We start from the raw sequence: 20,580 nt of genomic DNA on the forward strand, positions 1-20,580 counted from the left end.
CGCACGAGATGGGCCCCCGCTTTCGCGGGGTTACAATTGGGTTTCGCCGCGATTAGCTGTGGAAAACGCGACCGGTCGCTTTGCCCTGTCGCGTTCGGAGCCATATAACCGCCCCATGCCCCATTCCGGTTTCGTGCCCCTTCGCGTCTTTTCCGCCTACACGATGCTGGAGGGCGCGATCGAGCCGAAGGCGATTGCTTCGCGGGCGCGGGAGTTGGGGTTTCCTGCCGCCGGGCTGTGCGATCGTAACGGGCTGTATGCCGCCATGTCGTACTCGGATGCGGCGAAGAAGGCGGGGGTGCAGCCGATCGTCGGATCGCTGTTGTGCGTCGAGCGGCCGGATGTGCCGGATGGCGTGACGCCGCCGCTCGACTGGCTGGCGCTGTTTGCCCAGGACGCGACGGGGTATGAAAATCTCTGCCACCTGGTGTCGATGGCGCATCTCGACCGGCCGATCGAGAAGGACGCGCATGTCCCGTTCGCCGCGCTGGAAGGGCGGACCGACGGGCTGATCGCGCTGACCGCCGGGCGTGAGGGCGCGCTGGCGCGGTTGTTTGCCGAGGAGCAGGAGGATGCGGCGCTGGCCTATGCCGACCGGCTGCAAGGGCTGTTCGGCGATCGTCTGTACATCGAGATCATCCGGCGGCTGGACGAGGTTGAGGCACGCGCGGAACCCAAGCTGCTCGACCTGGCCTATGACCGTGGCCTGCCGATCGTCGCGACCAATCCGGCTTGTTACGCGGTACCCGATTTCCATCAGGCACATGACGCCATGCTGTGCATTGCCGGGTCCGCCTATGTCGCAAGCGATGATCGCCAGCGCTCCTCGCCCGATGCGTGGATGAAGCCTGCGACCGAGATGAAGCGGCTGTTTGACGACCTGCCCGAGGCGATCGACAACACGCTGGTGGTGGCGCAGCGCTGTGCCTTTGCTGCACCCAAGCGCAAGCCGATCCTGCCCAGCCTAGCCGGCGATATCGAGGGCGAAGCCGCGCAGCTGCGCGCGGACGCGCGGGCGGGGCTGGAGGCGCGGCTGGAGACGGCGGGCGTCACCGATCCGGCCAAGCGGCAGGAATATTTCGACCGGCTGGCGTTCGAGACCGACATCATCGTGCAGATGGGGTTCCCGGGTTACTTCCTGATCGTCGCGGACTTCATCAAATGGGCGAAGGCGAACGGGATTCCGGTGGGGCCGGGGCGCGGTTCGGGCGCGGGCAGCGTGGTCGCATGGGCGCTGACGATTACCGACCTCGACCCGCTCGCGCTGGGGTTGCTGTTCGAGCGATTCCTGAACCCGGAACGCGTGTCGATGCCCGACTTCGACATCGACTTCTGCGAAACCCGGCGTGGCGAGGTGATCCGCTACGTTCAGCAGAAATATGGGCGCAACCAAGTCGCGCAGATTATCACCTTCGGAACGATGAAGGCGCGCGCGGTGCTCAAGGATACCGGGCGCGTGCTGCAGATGAGCTATGGTCAGGTCGACCGGCTTGCCAAGCTTGTGCCGAACCACCCGACCGATCCGTGGACGTTGTCGCGATCGCTCAACGGGGTGAGCGAGTTTAAGGCCGAGTATGACGGCGCGAGCGATGTCCGCCATCTGATCGACCTTGCCATGCGGCTGGAGGGGCTGCCGCGCCACTCGTCCACCCACGCGGCGGGCGTGGTCATCGGCGACCGCCCGCTGGCCGAGCTGGTCCCGCTCTACCGCGACCCGCGTTCGGACATGCCGGTGACGCAGTTCGACATGAAATATGTCGAGGGTGCGGGGCTGGTGAAGTTCGACTTCCTTGGTCTCAAGACGCTGTCGGTGCTGCAAAAGGCGGTCGACCTGCTCGCCGCGCGCAACATCAGCATCGATCTGGCGGCGCTCGGCTGGGACGATCCGGCGGTGTACGAACTGCTCCAGCGCGGTGAGACGGTGGGCGTGTTCCAGCTCGAATCCGAAGGCATGCGGCGCACGCTGACGGCGGTGCGGCCGACCAATTTCGGCGACATTATCGCGCTCGTCTCGCTCTATCGCCCGGGACCGATGGACAATATTCCGATGTTCGGGCGGCGTAAGCAGGGCCTGGAGCCGATCGAGTATCCGCACCCGTTGCTGGAGGAGATCCTCAAGGAAACCTACGGCATCTTCGTCTATCAGGAACAGGTGATGCAGGCCGCGCAGATCCTGGCCGGCTATTCGCTCGGCGGCGCCGACCTGCTGCGCCGCGCGATGGGCAAGAAGATCAAGGCGGAGATGGACGCGCAGCGCGCGTTGTTCGTCGAGGGCTGTGCCAAGGTCAACAACATCTCTGAAGCCAAGGCCAATGAGCTGTTCGACTTGATCGACAAGTTCGCAGGCTATGGCTTCAACAAGTCGCACGCGGCGGCCTATGCGCTGCTCGCCTATCACACGGCGTGGCTGAAGGCGCATTATCCGCACGAATTCTACGCCGCGTCGATGTGCTTCGAACTCGGCCAGACCGAGAAATTGGCGGTGTTCGTCGAGGATATGAAGCGGCTCGGCACGCCGTGCCTGCCGCCCGACATCAATGCGAGCGAGGCGGAGTTCTCCGTTGCCGAACATGGCGACGGGTTCGCCGTCCGCTACGCGCTTGCCGGGCTGAAGGGCGTCGGCGAGCGGGCGATGGAGCTGCTGGTCGAGGAGCGGCAGGCGAAGGGCCGGTTCCAAAGCCTGGACGATTTTGCGCGGCGGGTGGACCCGCGCCTGCTCAACAAGCGCCAGGTCGAGGCGCTGGCCGGGGCGGGGGCGTTCGACAGCGTCGCGCCGGATCGCGCCAAGGTCCATGCCGCCGCCGAGACGATCATGGCGGTGGCGCAGCGCACGCATGAGAACCGCACCAGCGGGCAGGGCGGCCTGTTCGGCGAGGCGGAGCCAGTGGGATCGGCGATCCAGCTGCCCAAGAGCGCGCACTGGACGCTGGGCCAGCGGATCGAGGCGGAGAAGGAGGCATTCGGCTTCTTCTTCTCGGCGCATCCGCTCGACCGCTACCAGCATCTCGCCAAGCTGCATTCGGCGCGGAGCATTGCTAGCCTCAACGAGATCGAGATCGCCGAGGGCGGACGTGCCGGGGCGACGATCGCCGCGCTGATCGAGGATGCGCGCTGGCGCACCTCGGCGCGCGGCAAGCGTTACATGATGGCGACGCTCTCCGATGCGAGCGGGTCGGTGCCGTGCACCTGTTTCGAGGAGTTCACCGCCAAGGAGATGGAGGATGCGGCGCGCATCGGCGGATGCGGCATCCTGACCGTCGAGCTCGACCGGCGGCCGGGCGAGGACAGCGCACGCGTAACGGTGCGCAAGGTGCAGCCGTTCGAGGGGATGGCGAAGGACGTTCGCCTGACTTTGCGCATGGCGGTGCGTGAGGCTGGTGCGCTGGCGGCGGTGGCCAAATTGCTGGAGGACGCGCGCGGCGGGCGGTGCGAGGTGGTGATCGACGCGCCGCTGCCCGATGGCGGGGAGGCGGAACTGGTGCTGGGGCGCAACTTCCGGCTCGACGGCGAGCTGGCGACGCGGATCGAGGGATTGCCGGGGATCGAGCGCGCCGAACTCAAGCCGACCGAGCAGCCGAGGCTTGCGCTGGCGAGCTAATCAGCCGCCACGGACGGGCGGGGGGACGTTTCCGCACTGGTTTTTCGCAATGGGATCCCAGACGAAAATCCGGAAATCGCGCATGCCGAATTTTTCAGCGCGCGACGTGATACCGGCGAAATTCGGGAGCGATTGCCGCGGCTTCAGGTGAAAGATCGCGCCGCTGCCCCAACTTGAATCCAGGCCGAACGCGGTGAAGCTGACCATGATGCACTTGGGCTGGCGATTGGTGTTCTGAGCCCAGACGGAGATGTTGTCAGTCTGCCAGCGCCGTTCATATTTGCTGATGAAATCGCCCTGATAGCGATTGACCATGACGCCATCGACCAGCTGCGTGCTCGCGGTCTGGCCCTGATTGTAGCGTAGGTTCAAATGGGGATAGAAGCCAAGCTTCGCATTTGCCGGGGTCGCCAAGAGGCTCATGGCGATCATCAGCGTTGCTGCGGTCCTGTTCATTCCGTGCCCCCAAACATCAATCATACCCTTGGCGTGCCTAGCTTCCGGCGGGCATGCATTACAACTGGCAAGTCCGAACAGCCAAGGCTGGCGCTGGCGAGCTGATACCGACCCCTTGCATCGCTGCGCTCGAACGGACAGGATGGCCTTACGAATACGGAAAGCCGTACGAACAAGGAGAGAATGATGCTGGGCGCGATGCAGGATTTCGAGCTTCGGGTACCTCGGGTGATCGAGCATGCCGAGCGCGAATATGGATCGCGTGAGATCATCAGCCGCTGGGCCGATGGCAGCGAGACCGTGACCAACTGGGCGGGCATCGCGCGGGATAGCCGCAAGCTGGGCCAAGCGCTGGAACGGCGCGGCATCCGCAAGGGCGATCGGGTCGCGACGCTGGCGATGAACCATAGCCGCCACCTAGTCGCGTGGCACGGCACGATCGGCATGGGTGGCATCATCCACACGATCAATCCGCGTCTGTTCGAGGATCAGCTCGCCTATATCGGCAACCATGCCGAGGATCGGGTGCTGATCTATGATCGCATGTTCCAGCCGATCGTCGACAAGCTGAAGCCGCAGTGGAAAACGATCGAGCATTACATCGTCTTTGATGGCGACGGCCCGGACAGCTTTGAGGCGGTGATCGGTGCCGAAGATGGCAATTACGTGTGGGTAGAGGGCAGTGAGCGCGAGCCGTGCATGCTCTGTTATACCAGCGGCACGACCGGTAATCCCAAAGGCGTGCTCTATACCCACCGTTCGTCGATGATCCATGCGATGGCGGAACTGCAGCCGGCGGTGTTCGACCTGTCGACGCAGGCGGTGGTGCTCCCGGTGGTGCCGATGTTCCATGCGGTCGGCTGGGGTCTGCCGTTTGCCGCGCCGATGGCGGGGGTGAAGCTGGTCATGTCGGCGGTCAATGACGGCAAGACGCTGTGCGACTTGATGAACCGCGAGCGGGTGACGCACACCGCTGGCGTGCCGACCGTCTGGTTCGCGATGTTCCAGCACATCGACGCGACCGGTGAGGCGCCGCGGCATCTTAAGGTCGTGACGATCGGCGGTTCGGCGGCGCCGCGCGCGATGATCGAGCGGATCATGAAGATGGGCGCGCGGGTCAACCACGCCTGGGGCATGACCGAAACCTCGCCGATCGGGACGATGGGCGCGCCGACGCATGACTGGGACGAACTGAGCTTTGAGGAAAAGGTCGAAAAGACCGTGTTTCAGGGGCGCGCGCCGTTCGGCGTCGAGCTGCGCATCGTGGATGAAGACGGCAATCTTCTGCCGCGCGACGGGGTCAGCTCGGGTCGGCTGCAGATCAAGGGGCCGTGGATCATCAAGCAATATTTCCAGGACACGAACGGGCCGTGCCTGACCGTGGATGGCTGGTTCGACACCGGCGACGTCGCGGTGCTGCATCCCGACGGGATCATGCAGATTACCGACCGCGCCAAGGATGTGATCAAGTCCGGCGGCGAGTGGATCAGCTCGGTCGAACTGGAAAATGCCGCGGTCGGCTGCCCGGGCGTGGCCGAAGCGGCGGCGATCGGCATTTATCATCCCAAATGGGACGAGCGCCCGCTGCTGCTGGTGGTGCGCAAGCCGGGGAGCGATGTGACGGCGATGCAGGTGCAACATCATCTGGCGACGCAGGTCGCGAAATGGTGGCTGCCCGACGAGATCCATTTCGTCGCCGAACTGCCGCACACTGCGACCGGCAAGCTGCTCAAGACGGCGCTGCGCGAACAATATCGCGACTTCCGCTTCGCGGCGGCGGGGTGACCCGCCGCCGGTAGCGCTCAGGCCCGGCGTTTCTGAAATGGGCGGGGCAGGGTTCCGAGCGTGGCGGCCGCGACCAGTGCGACGAGCAAACCGATCGGTAGAATTTCGGTCAGGGTGATCAGCACGCGAAACAGCGGGTTGGCGTAGAGTTCCTGCATCTGCGCCATCTGCGCCTGTATTGAAGCCAGTTCGCTGGCCGTGGCGCCCGCTGCGCGCCGTTCTTCGAGCATGCGCGCGCTCATGTCCGCGATGAAATCTCCGCCATTGATCGCCAGCACTGCCTCCCACGCGACGACGTAGAACAGGCTGGCGATCAGCGCGATTGCCGCGCCCATGCCAAGGGCAGGGAGAAAGCGGATCACCCCGCCGCACTGATCGTCGCGATAACGCTTCACCGCGACGAAGATGGCAGTGAAGGCGATCAGCATGATGAGATAGCCGATCGCCATGCCGACCGCGCCGCTCGGCGGATTGTCGGCCATCAGCGTGCCCATCAGGAACAGCGGAATGGCGACAGCGAAACCGGCGATGACGCCATAGGTCAGAATGATACGCTGCATGGTGCTCCCTCCTTTTGCTTCAGGTCGAACTGGGCATTGGCGACCAAGCCGGGCAATCGCCCAAAGGGGTGATTTGCCCCCGATCACCCGAATTTCGCTCAGGGCAGCAAACCGATCTCACGCGCCCGCGCAATCGCGTCGGTGCGTCGCCGCGCGCCGAGCTTCTCGAACAACCGCGCGACATGCGTCTTCACCGTATTCGGTGATACGTCGAGCCGGCGGGCAATCTCCTTGTTCGAATAGCCAGCTGCCAGTTCGACCAGCACCGCCATCTCGCGCTCGCTGACCCCCAGCGATTTGCGCGCATCCGGGTTGCCGGGCTCGCGCACCGGCGCCGGGCGGCCAAGCACCCGCGCGCCGACATAGAGACCCAGCGCAAGAAAGCCGATCGCGACGAGCAGGAGATAGAATTCGAACGACAGCGTCCGTGCGATCCATCGATAATCCAGCCACTGCAGCAGCGCCGCTGCCAGCGCCAGCAGCACGCCGTAAAGCGCGGCGTGTCGCCACCAATGCAGATTGGGCCAGCGTGACTTAGCCATGCTGCGAACATTGCCCGGCACCCGGCGCAATGCAACTGCTTCACTTGGGGCGTCGATCCCGCGTCTTGCAAGCTGCGATCATTCAAGCTAATGGCCTGCCCGCACACGGGGCGTCCGTGTGTCTGATTGGAGACGATCATTGCTGGATCAATACCGAATAATGGGCTTTGTCCCGGGTATCACCAGCACCCTTCCGTAACGCCTGCCCAGGCGCCGCGGGGGTGATGGATCCCCTGCGCAAATCCCGAAATCGAGGACTTTGAACCGGGTCCATGGCGCGTGCCGTGCGCCCGGCTGGGATGGGCTATGTTGCATGAACATGATGTGGTCCGCGCCATGCTGGTGCGGGCCGGGCGGGACGTTCCCGCCACGTCGCCGCTCGCAAAGGCGGTGCTGGGCTGGGCGAAGGCGCATGTGCGCTGGCTGTTCGGTGCGCCGGTGCCGAAGCTGGGCTGGCGCGACTTGAAGCGGATGACGGTGGAGGCTGGTACTCCGGCGACGGAATGCGCGCGTCCGGTCGAGATGGCTGCCCGGCTCGGCATCGCTCTGGGATTGAGCGATGCCGATATCCGCGCGCTGCTCGCCATCGTGGCGATCGAACGCTGTAGCCATGCGCGGACGCTGTCGCGGCTGCTGCTCGATCAGGAAATGGACCTGGGAGAAATTGTTGCCGGCATCGCTGGCGTCGATCCGCTGGCGGTGCGGCGGCTTGCGCCGGTGCGGCTGGGACTGGTCAGCCTGCATGACCGGCGCGGCGGCGGGGTCGATGTCGAGTGCTGCTGGACGCTGGAGCGCGTGTTGGAGCGTGGCCCCGGCACCGACGACGAATTGCTCGAAGCGGTGATCGGGCCGCGTCAGCATGCGCGGCTGGCGTTGGGGGACTTTGCGCGGGTCGCGGGCGAGGTCGATTTCCTCGTTCGGCTACTCGCCGGGGCGATCGCGGCGCGTGCGCCGGGGATCAATGTGCTGATCCACGGGCCGCCCGGCACGGGCAAGACCGAACTCGCCCGCACGCTGGCGGCGTCGGCGGGGGCGAGCCTGTTCAGCGTCGGGGAGAGCGACGAATATGGCGAGGAACCGACGCGCAGCGAGCGGGTGTCGGCGTTGCGGCTGGCGCAGCGCATGCTCGCGGCGCGCGGCGGGTCGGCACTGCTGTTCGACGAGATGGAAGATCTGATCGGCGACGCCGATCCGGGCGATGGCGACTGGATGCGCGGTCGGCGCGGGTCGAAGCTGTGGGTAAACCGTCAGATCGAGACCAACGCCGTGCCGGTGATCTGGACCACCAATGCGGTGGGCAATATCGATCCGGCGATCCTGCGGCGGATGAGCTTCGTGCTGCGGCTCGACCCGCCGGTCGGCAAGGGTGCGACCGCGATGATCGAGCGGATCGCGCAGGACGAGCAGCTGGCACTTCCGCCGGGATTCGGCGCACTTGCCGACGCTGCGCCGGAGACGGCGAGCATCACCCGGGTCGCGGCGCGAGCGGGCCAGCTGGCGGGCAAGGCCGATGATGCCGTGCGCGCGGCACGGTCGCTGGTCGGGGCGCTGCGCAACGGGCGGATGGTGCATGCGGCGGAGGGAGCGATCGACCTCGACCTGTACGAGGGGGATCGCGACATCGCGGAACTTGTCGGTGCGATTGCCGCGCAGGATGCTCCGGCGGATGTGTCGCTGCTGCTCACCGGGCCGCCAGGCACAGGAAAGACCGAGCTTGCCGCGCATCTGGCGCGCGCGATGGAGCGGCCGCTGATCGTCAAGCGCGCATCGGACCTTTTGTCCAAATGGGTCGGCGGGACCGAGGCGAACATTGCCGAGGCGTTTGAGGAGGCAGAGCGGCGCGAGGGGCTGTTGCTGTTCGACGAGGCGGATTCGATCCTGTTCGACCGGACCACTGCCAAGGCAAGCTGGGAGGTGACGCAGGTCAACGAACTGCTGACTTGGCTGGACCGTCATCCGCTGCCGGTGGTCGCGGCGACCAACCATGTCGGCCGGCTTGATCCGGCGGCGCTGCGCCGGTTCGTGTTCAAGCTCGACCTGGCGCCGCTGGGGCGTGCGAAGGCGGCGCGGGCGTTCGAGCGGTTCTTCGGGCTTGCTGCGCCGGTGGCGTTGGCGGAGGTTGCGGGGCTGACGCCGGGCGACTTTGCGGTGGTGCGGCGGCAGCTGCGCTTCGGCAAGGCCGATCCGGAGCGGCTGATCGACCTGTTGCAGGCGGAGGTTGCGGCGAAGCCGGGCGGGCAGGGACGGATGGGGTTCTAAAACAGCTCCCCCTGATCCCCGGCGGGCGGGCGGAACAGGTCGCGGCGGAGCGGGGGGAAGGGCTGGTCGAGCCCGAAGCGCTTCGCTGCGATCCGGAAGCGGGTGCGCAGCAGTTCGGCCCATGGGCCCTGGCCGCGCATGCGGGTGTGGAAATTGGGGTCGTTGTCGCGGCCGCCGCGCAGGGACTGGATGGTCGCCATTACCTTGGCCGCGCGGTCGGGGAAATGTGCGTCGAGCCAGGCGCGAAACAGCGGAGCGACTTCGTGCGGCAGCCGCACGGGCAGGTAGAAGCAACCGAGCGCACCGGCCTCTGCTGCGCGCTCCATGATGTGTTCGATCTCATGATCGGTGATCGCCGGGATAACCGGGGAGAGCGAGACGAAGGTCGGGATGCCTGCAGCGCGCAGCTTTGCCACGGCGGCGAGGCGGCGTTCGGGGTGCGGGGCGCGGGGTTCGACGGTGCGCGCGACCTTGGGGTCGAGCGAGGTGATCGACAGCATGACCGCCGCCAGTCCCCTTGCCGCCATCGGCGCGAGCAGGTCGATGTCGCGCGTCACCCGATCGGACTTGGTGGTGATGGTGATCGGGTGGTTGCACTCGGCCAGCACCTCGATACAGCCCCGCGTGATCCGCCAAGTCGCCTCGATCGGCTGATAGGGGTCGGTATTGGTGCCGAACGCGATCGGCTCACACACATAGCCGCGCTTCGCCAACGCGGCGCGGAGCAGGGTTGGCGCGTCGGGCTTGGCGAACAACTTCGTCTCGAAGTCGAGCCCCGGTGACAGGTCGTGCCAGGCATGGGTGGGGCGCGCGAAGCAGTAGATGCAGCCATGCTCGCAGCCGCGATACGGGTTTACCGACCGATCGAACGGAATGTCCGGCGACTGGTTGCGCGACAGGATGGTGCGCGGATGCTCGACCGTGACGGTGGTGCGCAGCGGCGGTGCCGCGCCGTCGATATCGGTGCGCGCGTCCAGCCAGTCGCCATCGGCCTCACGTGACGGCAGGGCGAAGCGCGTGCTTTCGCGATTATGCGTCGCGCCGCGAACGGGGCGGGGGCTGGCCATGGCGCTTCTTACCCCTCACGATGAAACAAAACAAGAACGACGTGACGCAAAGCATTTCTTTGACGCGATCAATCCCACTGGCCGAACCGTCAGCCGCGGCCTAGTTGGACCCCCAGGACGCCGTGGAGGGCCGGATGAAGCGTACAGGCTGGGTGATCTTCAGCGCGGCGGCGATCGTGACGATCGCCATGGGCGTGCGGCAGGCGTTCGGGCTGTTCCTGCCCGACATGAGCACGGATCTGAGCATCGGGCGTTCGAGCTTTGGCCTGTCGCTGGCGTTGCAGAATTTGCTGTTCGGGCTCGCCCAGCCCTTTGTCGGCGCGCTGGCGGATCGGCATGGCGCGGGGCGCGTCGTCGCTGGCGGGACGTTGCTATACGCCGCTGGGCTGATCGCCGCGTCGCTGGCGGGGAGTGCCATCGGACTGCATCTGTCGTTCGGGCTGATGGTCGGCATGGCGTTGTCGGCGACCACCTTTGTCGTGGTGCTGGGTGCGGTCGGTCGCGTGGTGACGCCGGAGCGCCGGAGCATGGCGTTCGGCATCGTGACCGCCGGAGGATCGCTCGGGCAATTTCTGGTGGTGCCGGCGGGGCAGCTGCTGATCGGCGAGCTCGGCTGGCGCATGGCGCTGGTCGCGCTGGCGGGGCTGATCGCGGTGATGCTCGCGCTCGCGGTCGGTGTTTCGGGCAAGCCGCAGGCGGCGGGACCGCAGGCTGGTGGCGCGGGGCAGACGTTGCGTCAGGCGCTGGGCGAGGCGGCGGGGCATCGCGGCTTCTGGTTGCTCAACGCGGGCTTCTTTGTCTGTGGATTCCATGTCGCGTTTATCGCGACGCACTTCCCCGCCTATCTGACCGACAAGGGGCTGGGGCTGGCGATCGGCGCCAATGCACTGGCGCTGGTCGGGCTGTTCAACATCTTCGGGTCCTATCTCTTCGGTGTCTGGGGTGGCCGATGGAGCAAGAAGGGGCTGCTTGCGGCACTCTATGCCGCGCGGGGCGTGGTGATGATTGCGTTTCTTGTGACGCCGTTGACCCCGGCAAGTGCGCTGCTGTTTGCGGCTGCGATGGGGTTCCTGTGGCTCGGCACGGTGCCGCTGACCAGCGGGTTGGTCGGGCAGATTTTTGGGATGCGCTATCTGTCGACACTCTACGGCATCGTGTTCCTGGGGCATCAACTGGGCAGCTTTTGCGGTGCGTGGATTGCGGGGCTGATGTTCGACTGGACCGGAAGCTATGACAGTATCTGGGTCGCGTCGGTCGCGCTCGGCTTCATCGCTGCGCTGCTACACCTGCCGATCCCCGACCGGCCGGTCGCGCGAGTGCAGGAGGCCGCTGCATGAAGGCATTGGCGCTGATCGGGGTTGCGGCGTTGATCGCGGGCGGGTGGTGGTTGTGGCAGCGGGTCGGTGTCGATGTGGCGCTCGGCGCCGTCATCGCCTGGTGTGGCTGAGGGCTACTCCTCGCGCAGGCGGGGCATCAGCTCGACGAAATTGCAGGGGCGGTGGCGGATGTCGAGCTGGGTGGCAAGGATGTCGTCCCAGCCATCCTTGACCGCGCCGGTCGATCCGGGGAGCGCGAAGATATAGGTGCCGCGCGCGACGCAGGCGGTGGCGCGCGACTGGATCGTCGATGTGCCGATCTTGGCGTAGCTGAGGAAGCGGAACAGCTCGCCAAAGCCGGGGATCATCTTATCGGCGACGCGCTCGAGCGCTTCGGGCGTGACGTCGCGGCCGGTGACGCCGGTGCCGCCGGTGGTGATGATGCAATCGACCTGCTCGTCATCGATCCATGCATGGAGCTTACCGACGATCAGGTCCGGGTCGTCGCGCACGATTGCGCGGTCAGCGAGTTCGTGGCCCGCGCCGGTCAGCCGATCGACCAGCGTATCGCCCGAGCGGTCGTCTTCATGGGTACGCGTATCGGAAACGGTGAGGACCGCGATCCGCACCGGGCGAAACGTGATGCCGCCGTCAATTGGCACCGGTCACGCGGTCGTCCTGAGGGACCGACGCGGTCATCCGCACCGCGGCCGCCCCGTTGCTGCCCGGCACCTTTGGCCACAGCCCTTGGCTCATCGCGGCGCGGCTGCTACTCTCGCGCCCGGCATTCTTCTCGTACATCCAATAGTTGCGCAGCACGGTCATCACATAGCCGCGCGTCTCCCAATAGGGGATGCTCTCGATGTAGAGCAGCGGATCGCCCTTGTCGCGGATCTGGACGTTCCAGTTGGTCACCGGGGTTGGCCCGGCATTGTACGCGGCGATCACCTTGGGCAGCAGGCCGCCGGTAAAGGGCTGATCGCGCAGTTGTTCGATATAGGACTGGCCGACCTCCATATTGGTCGACGGGCGGGAAAGATCGGCACGACCGATGGTGACGCCGCGCTTGCGGCCGATATCGGTCGCCGCGGCGGGCATGATCTGCATCAGGCCGTAGGCACCGGCCGGACTTTGCACCTTGGCGTCGAAGCGCGATTCCTGGAGCGTGTGGGCAAAGACCAGCGCCTTATCGACGCGCCAGCCGCCGTCGGGGGTCCAGTCGGGGGAGGGGTAACGTGCCTCTTCGACTGGGCGTGCGCCGACCGGGCAGTTGTGGGTCAGCCACAGCTGGGTCGCGGGCAGGCCGAGGCGGCCGGCGAGGCGGGTAAGCGACGCATGTTCGCGCGCATCGCCGATCTTCGACTGATGCTTGATCACCTCGCTCGCCAGCGAATCCTCGCCGATTTCGGCGAGCGCGGCGGCGACGCGGACATTGGGGCGGCGGTCGAGCGCCTTCCAGTCGGCGGCGACGAACTTCTCGGCGCGGACCGGCGCTTCCTTCATGCCCAGCGCCTGACGCGCGAGCATGCCGTAAAAGGTCTCGTCATGCTGCGCCGCGCTCTTGAGGCGCGCGCTGACGAGATCGGGGCGACCGCACGCCATGTCCGCGCGCGAGGCCCAATAAAGCCCGGCGGTGCGCTTTTCGGTGTCGGCAGCGCGCTGAGCGACGGCGGTGAACGCGACCTGCGCGCCGGCGCAGTCATTCTGGCGCCAAGCGGAGAGGCCCTGAACCCAATCGGCCAGCGGGGCGAATTCGCCACTGCCGGTCTGGGCGAGCGCGGCGACGCGGCGGGCATCGGCGTCGCGGCCGATGGTGTAGTACATCCACGCAATCCGCTGCCGCCATTCGGTCAGCACTTCGGGATCGAGATCGGCGGCGCGGGTGTCGAGCAGCGCTTCGGCCCCGGGTGCATCGTCGAGTTTGATGAGCGGGGTCATTGCGCTGGCGACCTGCGCCGCTGCAGCATCCGATTTGGCGGAGCGGTAGCGTTTGCGGATCGGCGCGCCGGCGTGCCAGATCATCCGCTGAGCGACGGGAAGCGACGGGAGCATGGTCGCGCCGCGCAGCTTGGCAAGGCGGGCGAGCTGCTCGGCCTGCGGCAGCTCCGGGCCCTCGCCGAGCACCGCCATCAGTTGCGGCAGCTCGACCTTGGGCGAGCCTTTGGCGAGATAGAGTTCGGCGCGCGCGGTCGCGTGGAGCAGGCCGGGGCGCATCGCATCGAGCTTGATCTGCGCATCGGCCCAGCGGGCTTCGCGGATCGCGGCGAAGATGGCGCGGTAGGCGTCGCGCTCCTCACGCGATAACTGGGTGGGGACGCCGTCGCTCGCCTCACGCCGTTCGACGCTCGACGGGATTCGTTCGTCCGAGGCGTGCGCCACGATGGGCGCAATCATGGCGCAAGCGGCTAGCAGGATACGCGCAGTCACAGGCTCTGCCCCCCGATCAGCAATTGCAGGTCTTTCCAGGCGTCGGCCTTGGCCGCCGGCTTGTTCAACAGAAAGCGCGGATGGCGGATGGCGACGACGTCACATGTACCGCCGGAATAGTTAAATGGCGTTAAACCCTCATGATTTCGGGCGGCATCAGTCCCGAGAACGGCACGGCTCGTCGCCTGGCCGAGCAGCAGCAGCCGCGCAGGGCCGGCCAGCGCGATGTGATGCCGCAGGATTTCGCCAAGCTTGTCCTCCAGATCGCGCGGTACCTGCCCGGTGATCGGACGCGCGGCGCAGAGCGGGACCAGATAGATCGCCTCGCGCGACTGACCGATCGCGGCGAGGATGCGGTCGAACAGCTTGCCTGCCGGGCCGTCGAGCAGTGCGGGGGTGCTGCCGTCGAATTCGGGCAGATCGGTTGCGATCATCAGCGGGGCGTCGGCATTGCCCTCCGCGGCGACGATCGGCTCACCCATCGCTGCTTCGGGAGAAGCTGCGCCATAGCGCCAGTCGAGAAACGCCTCGATCGTTGCAGGCAGCGGCGCTTCGGGTTCGGGGCCGGCGGGCGCGACGCGAACCGGGGCATCGGGCTGTGCCGTAACGGCAGGGCGCGCGGTCCAGTCGCGCGGCTCATCCTCGACCAGCACGTCGACGCCCGCGTCGCGCCACCAGTTCAGTGCGCTTGCGGCTTCGGCGCGCCAGTCGGTTGCCCCCTCAATACCCATCGGTTCACAGAGTCATGCCTTGACGCCAGCGTCAATCTGCCTTCATCGGGGGAGGGACGGAACGCGCCGGACACACGACGAGATGTTACGCCGGTGTTCCGAGAGGAGACAGGAAGTGAGCGAACGCGAGTCGATGCCCTATGACGTGGTGATCGTGGGCGCGGGGCCGGCGGGCCTTGCGGCGGCGATCCGGTTGAAACAGCTGGCCAATGAAGCCGGCAGCGAGATTGCGGTCTGCGTACTCGAAAAAGGATCCGAGGTCGGCGCGCATATCCTGTCGGGCGCGGTGATCGATCCCAAGGCGCTGGACGAACTGTTGCCCGACTGGCGCGACTCCGGCTGCCCGCTGGCGGAGGTGCCGGTGACCGATAACCAGCACTGGCTGTTGTCGAAAAAGGGCAAGTGGGCGATCCCGCACTTCATCACGCCCAAGTTCATGCACAATGAGGGCACGTACACCGGGAGCCTGGGCAATCTGTGCCGCTGGCTGGCCGAGCAGGCCGAGGGGCTGGGCGTCGAGATTTTCCCGGGGTTCGCCGCTGCCGAGATCCTTTACAATGACGATGGGTCGGTGAAGGGCGTAGCGACCGGCGACATGGGCGTGGCGCGCGACGGCACGCACAAGCATGACTATCAGCCGGGCCTTGAGCTCCACGCCCGCTACACCTTCTTCGGCGAAGGCGTGCGCGGGCATCTGTCGAAGCAGATCCAGCGCCAGTTCAACCTCTGCGAGGGTGTCGAGCCGCAAATCTATGGCCTGGGTATCAAGGAATTGTGGGACATCGACCCCGCGCTGCACGAGCCGGGCCGGGTGATCCATACGCAAGGCTGGCCGCTCAACGAGACCGCGGGATCGAATGGTGGCGGGTTCCTGTATCATCAGGCGAACGGGCAGGTGGCGCTGGGGTTCGTGACCTGGCTCAACTATTCCAACCCCTATCTCTCGCCGTTCCAGGAAATGCAGCGCTGGAAGACCCATCCCGCGATTGCGGAGATCCTGAAGGGCGGCAAGCGCGTCAGCTATGGTGCGCGCGCGATCAGCGATGGCGGGCTGCAGTCGATCCCGAAGCTGGTCTTCCCCGGCGGCGCGCTGATCGGCGACAGCGCGGGCTTCCTCAACGTGCCGCGGATCAAGGGCACGCATGGCGCGATGAAGAGCGGTATGATGGCGGCCGAAGCGGCGTTCGCGGCGGTCGCCGCCGACCGTTCGGGCGACGAGCTGACCGCCTATCCCGAAGCGTTCGCGGCGAGCTGGCTCTACAAGGAACTGAGCGTCGTTCGTAACGTGGTGCCGCTGGTCAAGAAGTTCGGCGATCTCGTCGGATCGGGCCTCGCCAATGTCACCATGTTCCTGGAGAGCTGGGGCATCAAGATGCCCTTCACGCTCGGCCACACCCCCGATCATGAAAGCCTGTGGCGCAAGGATCTGGTGCAGCCGATCGACTATCCCAAGCCCGATGGCGTTCTGACCTTCGACCGGCTGTCTTCGGTGTTCATGTCGAACACCAACCATGAGGAGGATCAGCCGGTTCACCTGACGCTGAAGGATCCGGACATCCCGGTCACCTATGACCTGCCGATGTATGACGAGCCGGCGCAGCGTTATTGCCCGGCAGGCGTCTACGAGATCGTCGGCGAGGAAACTGGCGACCCGAAGTTCGTGATCAACGCGCAGAATTGCGTCCACTGCAAGACCTGTGACATCAAGGACCCGACGCAGAATATCAATTGGGTCGTCCCGGAGGGCGGCGGAGGTCCGAACTATCCCAATATGTAAGCATCTCGCTCTGCCGCTCGTGGCTTTGGCGGCTCTGGTGCCGGGAGCGGCGCAGGCCGATCTTGGTGCTTATGTGAAGGCGCGCGCGGCGGCGGCCGATGGTGCGGTCGATGCGGCGGCGGCGGGCTATGCCGCGGCACTGACGGCGGCACCGGGCGATGAGGTGGTAGCGATCCGCGCCTATCGCAACGCGCTGGCGGCCGGCGATCTGGCGCTGGCGCGGCGCGCGGCGGCGGTGTTGGTGCGGTCGGACGTTGCGCCGCCGGACACTGCGCTCCTCGCCTTTGCCGATGCGGTGCGGACGAAGAACAAGGTGGCCGCCGACGATGCGCTGGGACGCATTGGGGCAGGGCCGCTCGACTTCCTGACGCCTGTGTTGCGCGCATGGGTGGCGTTCGATCGCGGCGGCGATCCGTTTCCGATCCTCGATGCCGCCACCGAAAGCGGGTTGAGCCGCCGCTACATCGCCGAGCATCGTGCGCTGCTGTTGCTCGCGTCGAACCGTCGGGATGAAGGGGTTGCCGCCCTGCGTGCAGCGTTGGGCGCCGATCCGGGCAGCATCGATCTGCGCTGGAACGCGGCAAGCCTGCTGGCGGGGATCGGCGACCGGCGTGCGGCGCGTGACATCCTTGCCGGGGAGGACGCCACGATGACCGGGCTGCGTGACGGGCTGGTCGCGGCGCGACCCGGCGCGGCGTTCGGGACCAGCCGGCTGCTGACGCGCCTTGCCGCCGATCTGCAGGGGCAGGAGACGCAGACACTCGCCATCCTGCTAACGCGATCGGCGCTGTCGCTCGATCCCGGCGACGACCGCGCGCGGCTGTTGCTCGCCGCAGCGCTGGGCGAAGAGGGCGCTCTAGACCGGGCGCAGCTGGTGCTGGGCACAATCCGTCCGGACAGCCCGTTTTACAGTGCAGCGGTGGCCGAGCGGATCGAGCTGCGCCGCAAACAGGGTGACCCGGCACAGGCGCTGGCGCTGGCGCAGGCGCTCGCCACGGCCAAAGGGGCGAGCGTGCGGGACATCCGCCGCTATGCCGACCTGCTGTCCGATCAGGGGCGCGATGGCGAGGCCGCGCGACTCTATGCCGAGGCGCTGGCGCGGGCGGGCGCCGAGGCCAACTGGATCCACCACCTTCAGCTTGGCGGCGCGCTGGAGCGATCGGGGGACTGGGCGGGTGCGCTGCCCCATCTGCGCAAAGCGGTGGAGTTGGCACCGGACGAGCCGGTGGCGCTCAACTATCTGGGCTATGCGCAGGTCGAGCGTGGCGAGAATCTGACGGCGGCGGTCGCGCTGCTTGAACGGGCGAACCGGCTGCGTCCGGACGATCCCGCCATCACCGATTCGCTTGGCTGGGGCTATTATCGCATCGGTGATATCGCGCGTGCGCTCCCGTTGCTGGAGCAGGCGGCGCAGGGTCAGCCGGGCAGCGCGACGATCAATGAGCATCTGGGCGACGCCTATTGGCGCGCGGGGCGCCGGTTCGAGGCGCGCTATGCTTGGCGCGCGGCGTCGATCAATGCCGATGCGGCGCAGAAGAAGCGGCTGGCGGAGAAGCTGGCCGATGGCGTCGTGCAGAGGATGGCGGCAAACTGATCCTGATCGAGCCCGCTCCGGCCAAGCTCAACCTGGCGCTGCATGTGCGGCGGCGGCGGGATGATGGCTATCACGAACTGGAGACGCTGTTCGCGTTCGTGCGCGATGGCGATGTCGTGCGGCTTGATCCCGATGGTCAGGGCTTTGCGGTCGAAGGGCCGTTCGGGGCGGTGCTGGCGGGCGAGGGCGACAATCTGGTGACGCGCGCGCGGGATGCGTTCGGTGCGGCGTTCGGCGTAGCGACGCCGGGGCAGATCACACTCGACAAGCGGTTGCCGGTTGCATCCGGGCTGGGCGGCGGATCGGCAGACGCGGCGGCGACGTTGCGGCTGCTGGCCCGACGGGCGGGCGTGGCAATCGAGGACCAGCGGATGTTCGCGGTCGCCGATGCGCTGGGGTCGGATGTTCCCGCGTGCCTCTATGGCCGGACCGCCGTCGGGACCGGGCGGGGTGAGCAATTGGAGTGGATCGACGGGGCGCCCGGCGTTCCGGTGCTGTTGGTCAACCCAGGGGTCGCGGTGTCGACTGGGCCGGTGTTCGCGGCATGGGACCGGGTCGATCGCGGACCGATTCCGGCGGAGGGCGACCTGATTATGCGGGCCAAAGCGGGGCGCAACGATCTCTACCCGCCGGCACTGACCGTCGCGCCGGAGATTGCCGAGGCGGTGGCTTGGCTGGAATGCCAGCCGGGTGCCGATCTGTGCCGGATGTCGGGATCAGGCGCGACCTGCTTTGCGACCTTTGCGGATGGCGCAAGCGGCGCGGCAGCGGCCGAACGTTTGCACCACGAACACCCGGATTGGTGGTGTCTCGAAACGGTGCTGTCGTGACAGGTTGCTGCCCCATATCGGGACGCGGTGGTGCCGCGCGGGCGCTGACTGGGAGAGCGCTGGCGGTTGGCCCCGTTCTTGCTGATAGTCCGTTGCGGGTCATGCGCCGGGAGCGAGACGCCCGTGGGTGGCCCCCGCTTTCGGGCGGGCGCCATCCTCGCCCTCTGGGCCGCCGATGATCCGGCTTCACTTCGATCAAACCATCGCGCTGCTGACGCTCGACCGGGGCGGAGCGCGCAATGCTTTGCCGATCGCCGCATGGAACGCGATTGCCGATGCAGCGGCGTCGGTCGTGGCAAGCGACGCGCATGTTTTGGTCGTCGAGTCCGCGATGCTGGGGGTCTTCTCGGCGGGAGCGGACCTGTCCGAATTCCCGGCATTGATCGCTGACCCGGCGCTGCGCACCCGCTTCCGCACCGCGATGGCGGCGGGGATCGAGGCATTGGCGGCACTGCCGATCCCGGTGATCGCTGCAGTGGACGGCGGATGCTTCGGCGCAGCTGTTGCCCTGACGCTGGCATGCGATATCGTCGTCGCGGGGGACGCGGCGCTGTTTGCGACGACCCCGGCAAAGCTCGGCATCGGCTATCCCGCCAGCGATGTCGCGCGACTGCACGCGCGGGTCGGGGCGGGGCAGGCGGCGCGGATGCTCTTCACTGGCGACCGCATCGACACCGACGAGGCCTTGCGGATTGGACTCGCCCATTGCCGCGCAAGCGATGCTGCCGGGCCGGCACGGGCCATGGCGGCGACCATTTGCGCAAATGATCCCGATGCCGTGCGCCTGCTCAAGTTGATCATGCGCGACCCGGCCAATCTGGCGCATGATCAGGCGTTCGAGAACGCGTTCGGCTCGCCTGGCTTTGCCCAGCGGCTCGACGCATTTCTGGGAGGCAAGCGATGAGCGTGGTCGAGCGGATCGCGGGCGACGCCGACGTGCTGATCCTGTGCGACCACGCCAGCAACCATGTGCCGGGCGATATCGATCTCGGCATTGATCCGGCTTTGCTCGACAAGCATATCGCGATCGATATCGGTGCGGCGGCGGTGAGCCGGGGGCTGTCCGAGCGTCTCGGCGCGCCCGCATTGCTCGCCACCGTGTCGCGGCTGGTGATCGACCTCAACCGCGAGGTCGATGCGCCCGGCCTCATCCCGCATGTCAGCGACGGGCACGCGATCCCGGGAAATGAGCGTGTAGATCGCGCCGAACGGATCGCGCGCTTCCACACGGCCTATCATCGCGCGATCGCGGCGCAGGTGCGTGCGCAGCGCCCGGCGCTGATCGTCTCGGTCCACAGCTTCACGCCTGCGCTCGAAAGCGGCATCGCCGTACCGCGGCCATGGGAGGCGGGAATCCTCTACAATCGCGATGCGCGCGCGGCGCGCCTGGCGGTGGACTGGCTAGCGGGGCAGGGCATCGTGACGGGCGATAACGAGCCCTACTCGGGGCGCCTGCTCAACGCGACGATGAACCGGCACGCCGAAGAGACCGGAACGCCGTATCTCGGCATCGAAATCCGCAACGATTGCATTTCCGACCCGACCGGGGTGGCGCGTTGGTGCGAAATTCTCGCGAATCTGGTAACATTCGTGCGCGATCATCTTGCGCAGGAGCGGGCAGCAGCGACATAGGCGCTG

At 66.8% G+C, this 20,580-nt stretch carries 16 protein-coding genes; 9 read left to right on the forward strand and 7 right to left on the reverse strand.

What is annotated here, in order from left to right; all coding sequences use genetic code 11:
• The first annotated feature begins 115 nt into the window (after positions 1-115).
• Positions 116-3,598, forward strand: coding sequence for a DNA polymerase III subunit alpha (dnaE, locus tag KYX69_RS03820; protein WP_300493923.1), 3,483 nt, complete (start codon positions 116-118; stop codon positions 3,596-3,598).
• On the opposite strand, the gene KYX69_RS03825 is transcribed toward dnaE, so the two are convergent.
• Positions 3,599-4,078, reverse strand: coding sequence for a hypothetical protein (locus KYX69_RS03825; RefSeq protein WP_300493924.1), 480 nt, complete (start codon positions 4,076-4,078; stop codon positions 3,599-3,601).
• A gap of 162 nt (positions 4,079-4,240) precedes the next feature.
• On the opposite strand from KYX69_RS03825, the gene KYX69_RS03830 reads away from it, so the two are divergent.
• Positions 4,241-5,839 carry a long-chain fatty acid--CoA ligase gene (locus tag KYX69_RS03830; protein WP_300493925.1) on the forward strand — a complete coding sequence of 533 codons (1,599 nt, stop codon included), beginning with the start codon at positions 4,241-4,243 and terminating at the stop codon, positions 5,837-5,839.
• 17 nt (positions 5,840-5,856) lie between these two features.
• Here the strand turns inward: KYX69_RS03830 and KYX69_RS03835 are convergent, their stop codons facing one another.
• Both KYX69_RS03835 and KYX69_RS03840 read right to left on the reverse strand, forming a co-directional pair.
• Complete coding sequence (locus KYX69_RS03835; protein ID WP_300493928.1) at positions 5,857-6,399, reverse strand: DUF4199 domain-containing protein; 543 nt, start codon at positions 6,397-6,399, stop codon at positions 5,857-5,859.
• A 98-nt stretch (positions 6,400-6,497) separates the two neighbouring features.
• The gene (locus tag KYX69_RS03840) at positions 6,498-6,941 is read right to left on the reverse strand and encodes a response regulator transcription factor (protein WP_300493930.1); all 444 of its coding nucleotides are present in this window, start codon (positions 6,939-6,941) and stop codon (positions 6,498-6,500) included.
• Between the two features lie 306 nt (positions 6,942-7,247).
• Between KYX69_RS03840 and KYX69_RS03845 the strand changes: the two genes are divergently transcribed.
• On the forward strand, positions 7,248-9,200 hold the full coding sequence (locus KYX69_RS03845; RefSeq protein WP_300493933.1) for an AAA family ATPase: 1,953 nt from the start codon (positions 7,248-7,250) through the stop codon (positions 9,198-9,200).
• Here the strand turns inward: KYX69_RS03845 and KYX69_RS03850 are convergent.
• Positions 9,197-10,267 (reverse strand): PA0069 family radical SAM protein, encoded by a 1,071-nt coding sequence (locus KYX69_RS03850; protein ID WP_300493935.1) that lies wholly within the window; start codon positions 10,265-10,267, stop codon positions 9,197-9,199. The genes KYX69_RS03845 and KYX69_RS03850 overlap by 4 nt on opposite strands.
• Positions 10,268-10,401: 134 nt before the next feature.
• On the opposite strand from KYX69_RS03850, the gene KYX69_RS03855 reads away from it, so the two are divergent.
• Positions 10,402-11,604 carry an MFS transporter gene (locus KYX69_RS03855; RefSeq protein ID WP_300493937.1) on the forward strand — a complete coding sequence of 401 codons (1,203 nt, stop codon included), beginning with the start codon at positions 10,402-10,404 and terminating at the stop codon, positions 11,602-11,604.
• Positions 11,605-11,717: 113 nt separating this feature from the next.
• Here the strand turns inward: KYX69_RS03855 and moaB are convergent, their stop codons facing one another.
• Genes moaB through KYX69_RS03870 form a run of 3 tightly spaced genes read right to left on the reverse strand, consistent with a single transcriptional unit; the run spans position 11,718 to position 14,741 of the window.
• Entirely contained in the window at positions 11,718-12,245 is a 528-nt protein-coding gene (moaB, locus tag KYX69_RS03860; protein ID WP_300493940.1) for a molybdenum cofactor biosynthesis protein B, read from the reverse strand.
• Positions 12,235-13,962 carry a lytic transglycosylase domain-containing protein gene (locus tag KYX69_RS03865; RefSeq protein WP_367280175.1) on the reverse strand — a complete coding sequence of 576 codons (1,728 nt, stop codon included), beginning with the start codon at positions 13,960-13,962 and terminating at the stop codon, positions 12,235-12,237. The genes moaB and KYX69_RS03865 overlap by 11 nt, the downstream gene beginning before the upstream one ends.
• Before the next feature lie 44 nt (positions 13,963-14,006).
• Complete coding sequence (locus tag KYX69_RS03870; RefSeq protein ID WP_300493942.1) at positions 14,007-14,741, reverse strand: uracil-DNA glycosylase family protein; 735 nt, start codon at positions 14,739-14,741, stop codon at positions 14,007-14,009.
• A 115-nt stretch (positions 14,742-14,856) separates the two neighbouring features.
• Between KYX69_RS03870 and KYX69_RS03875 the strand changes: the two genes are divergently transcribed.
• The 5 genes from KYX69_RS03875 to KYX69_RS03895 all read left to right on the forward strand — a co-directional run bounded on the left by KYX69_RS03875 (position 14,857) and on the right by KYX69_RS03895 (position 20,574).
• Positions 14,857-16,518, forward strand: coding sequence for an electron transfer flavoprotein-ubiquinone oxidoreductase (locus tag KYX69_RS03875; protein ID WP_300493944.1), 1,662 nt, complete (start codon positions 14,857-14,859; stop codon positions 16,516-16,518).
• A gap of 19 nt (positions 16,519-16,537) precedes the next feature.
• Positions 16,538-18,112, forward strand: a complete 1,575-nt coding sequence (locus KYX69_RS03880) for a tetratricopeptide repeat protein (protein WP_300493946.1) — start codon at positions 16,538-16,540, stop codon at positions 18,110-18,112.
• The gene (locus tag KYX69_RS03885; protein WP_300494194.1) at positions 18,112-18,942 is read left to right on the forward strand and encodes a 4-(cytidine 5'-diphospho)-2-C-methyl-D-erythritol kinase; all 831 of its coding nucleotides are present in this window, start codon (positions 18,112-18,114) and stop codon (positions 18,940-18,942) included. The genes KYX69_RS03880 and KYX69_RS03885 overlap by 1 nt, the downstream gene beginning before the upstream one ends.
• A gap of 175 nt (positions 18,943-19,117) precedes the next feature.
• On the forward strand, positions 19,118-19,846 hold the full coding sequence (locus KYX69_RS03890) for an enoyl-CoA hydratase/isomerase family protein (RefSeq protein ID WP_300493948.1): 729 nt from the start codon (positions 19,118-19,120) through the stop codon (positions 19,844-19,846).
• Positions 19,843-20,574 carry an N-formylglutamate amidohydrolase gene (locus KYX69_RS03895; RefSeq protein ID WP_300493967.1) on the forward strand — a complete coding sequence of 244 codons (732 nt, stop codon included), beginning with the start codon at positions 19,843-19,845 and terminating at the stop codon, positions 20,572-20,574. The genes KYX69_RS03890 and KYX69_RS03895 overlap by 4 nt, the downstream gene beginning before the upstream one ends.
• Positions 20,575-20,580: the final 6 nt, after the last annotated feature.

Source organism: Sphingomonas sp. (assembly GCF_030145815.1).
Taxonomy (GTDB): domain Bacteria; phylum Pseudomonadota; class Alphaproteobacteria; order Sphingomonadales; family Sphingomonadaceae; genus Sphingomonas.

Excerpts from the sequence above, each read along its gene's own strand:
- KYX69_RS03840 (WP_300493930.1), bottom strand. The coding sequence starts at position 6,941 with ATGGCTAAGTCACGCTGGCCCAATCTGCATTGGTGGCGACACGCCGCG.
- KYX69_RS03855 (WP_300493937.1), top strand. The coding sequence starts at position 10,402 with ATGAAGCGTACAGGCTGGGTGATCTTCAGCGCGGCGGCGATCGTGACG.
- KYX69_RS03825 (WP_300493924.1), bottom strand. The coding sequence starts at position 4,078 with ATGATTGATGTTTGGGGGCACGGAATGAACAGGACCGCAGCAACGCTG.
- KYX69_RS03835 (WP_300493928.1), bottom strand. The coding sequence starts at position 6,399 with ATGCAGCGTATCATTCTGACCTATGGCGTCATCGCCGGTTTCGCTGTC.
- dnaE (WP_300493923.1), top strand. The coding sequence starts at position 116 with ATGCCCCATTCCGGTTTCGTGCCCCTTCGCGTCTTTTCCGCCTACACG.
- KYX69_RS03845 (WP_300493933.1), top strand. The coding sequence starts at position 7,248 with ATGTTGCATGAACATGATGTGGTCCGCGCCATGCTGGTGCGGGCCGGG.
- KYX69_RS03890 (WP_300493948.1), top strand. The coding sequence starts at position 19,118 with ATGATCCGGCTTCACTTCGATCAAACCATCGCGCTGCTGACGCTCGAC.
- KYX69_RS03830 (WP_300493925.1), top strand. The coding sequence starts at position 4,241 with ATGCTGGGCGCGATGCAGGATTTCGAGCTTCGGGTACCTCGGGTGATC.
- KYX69_RS03870 (WP_300493942.1), bottom strand. The coding sequence starts at position 14,741 with ATGGGTATTGAGGGGGCAACCGACTGGCGCGCCGAAGCCGCAAGCGCA.
- KYX69_RS03850 (WP_300493935.1), bottom strand. The coding sequence starts at position 10,267 with ATGGCCAGCCCCCGCCCCGTTCGCGGCGCGACGCATAATCGCGAAAGC.
- KYX69_RS03895 (WP_300493967.1), top strand. The coding sequence starts at position 19,843 with ATGAGCGTGGTCGAGCGGATCGCGGGCGACGCCGACGTGCTGATCCTG.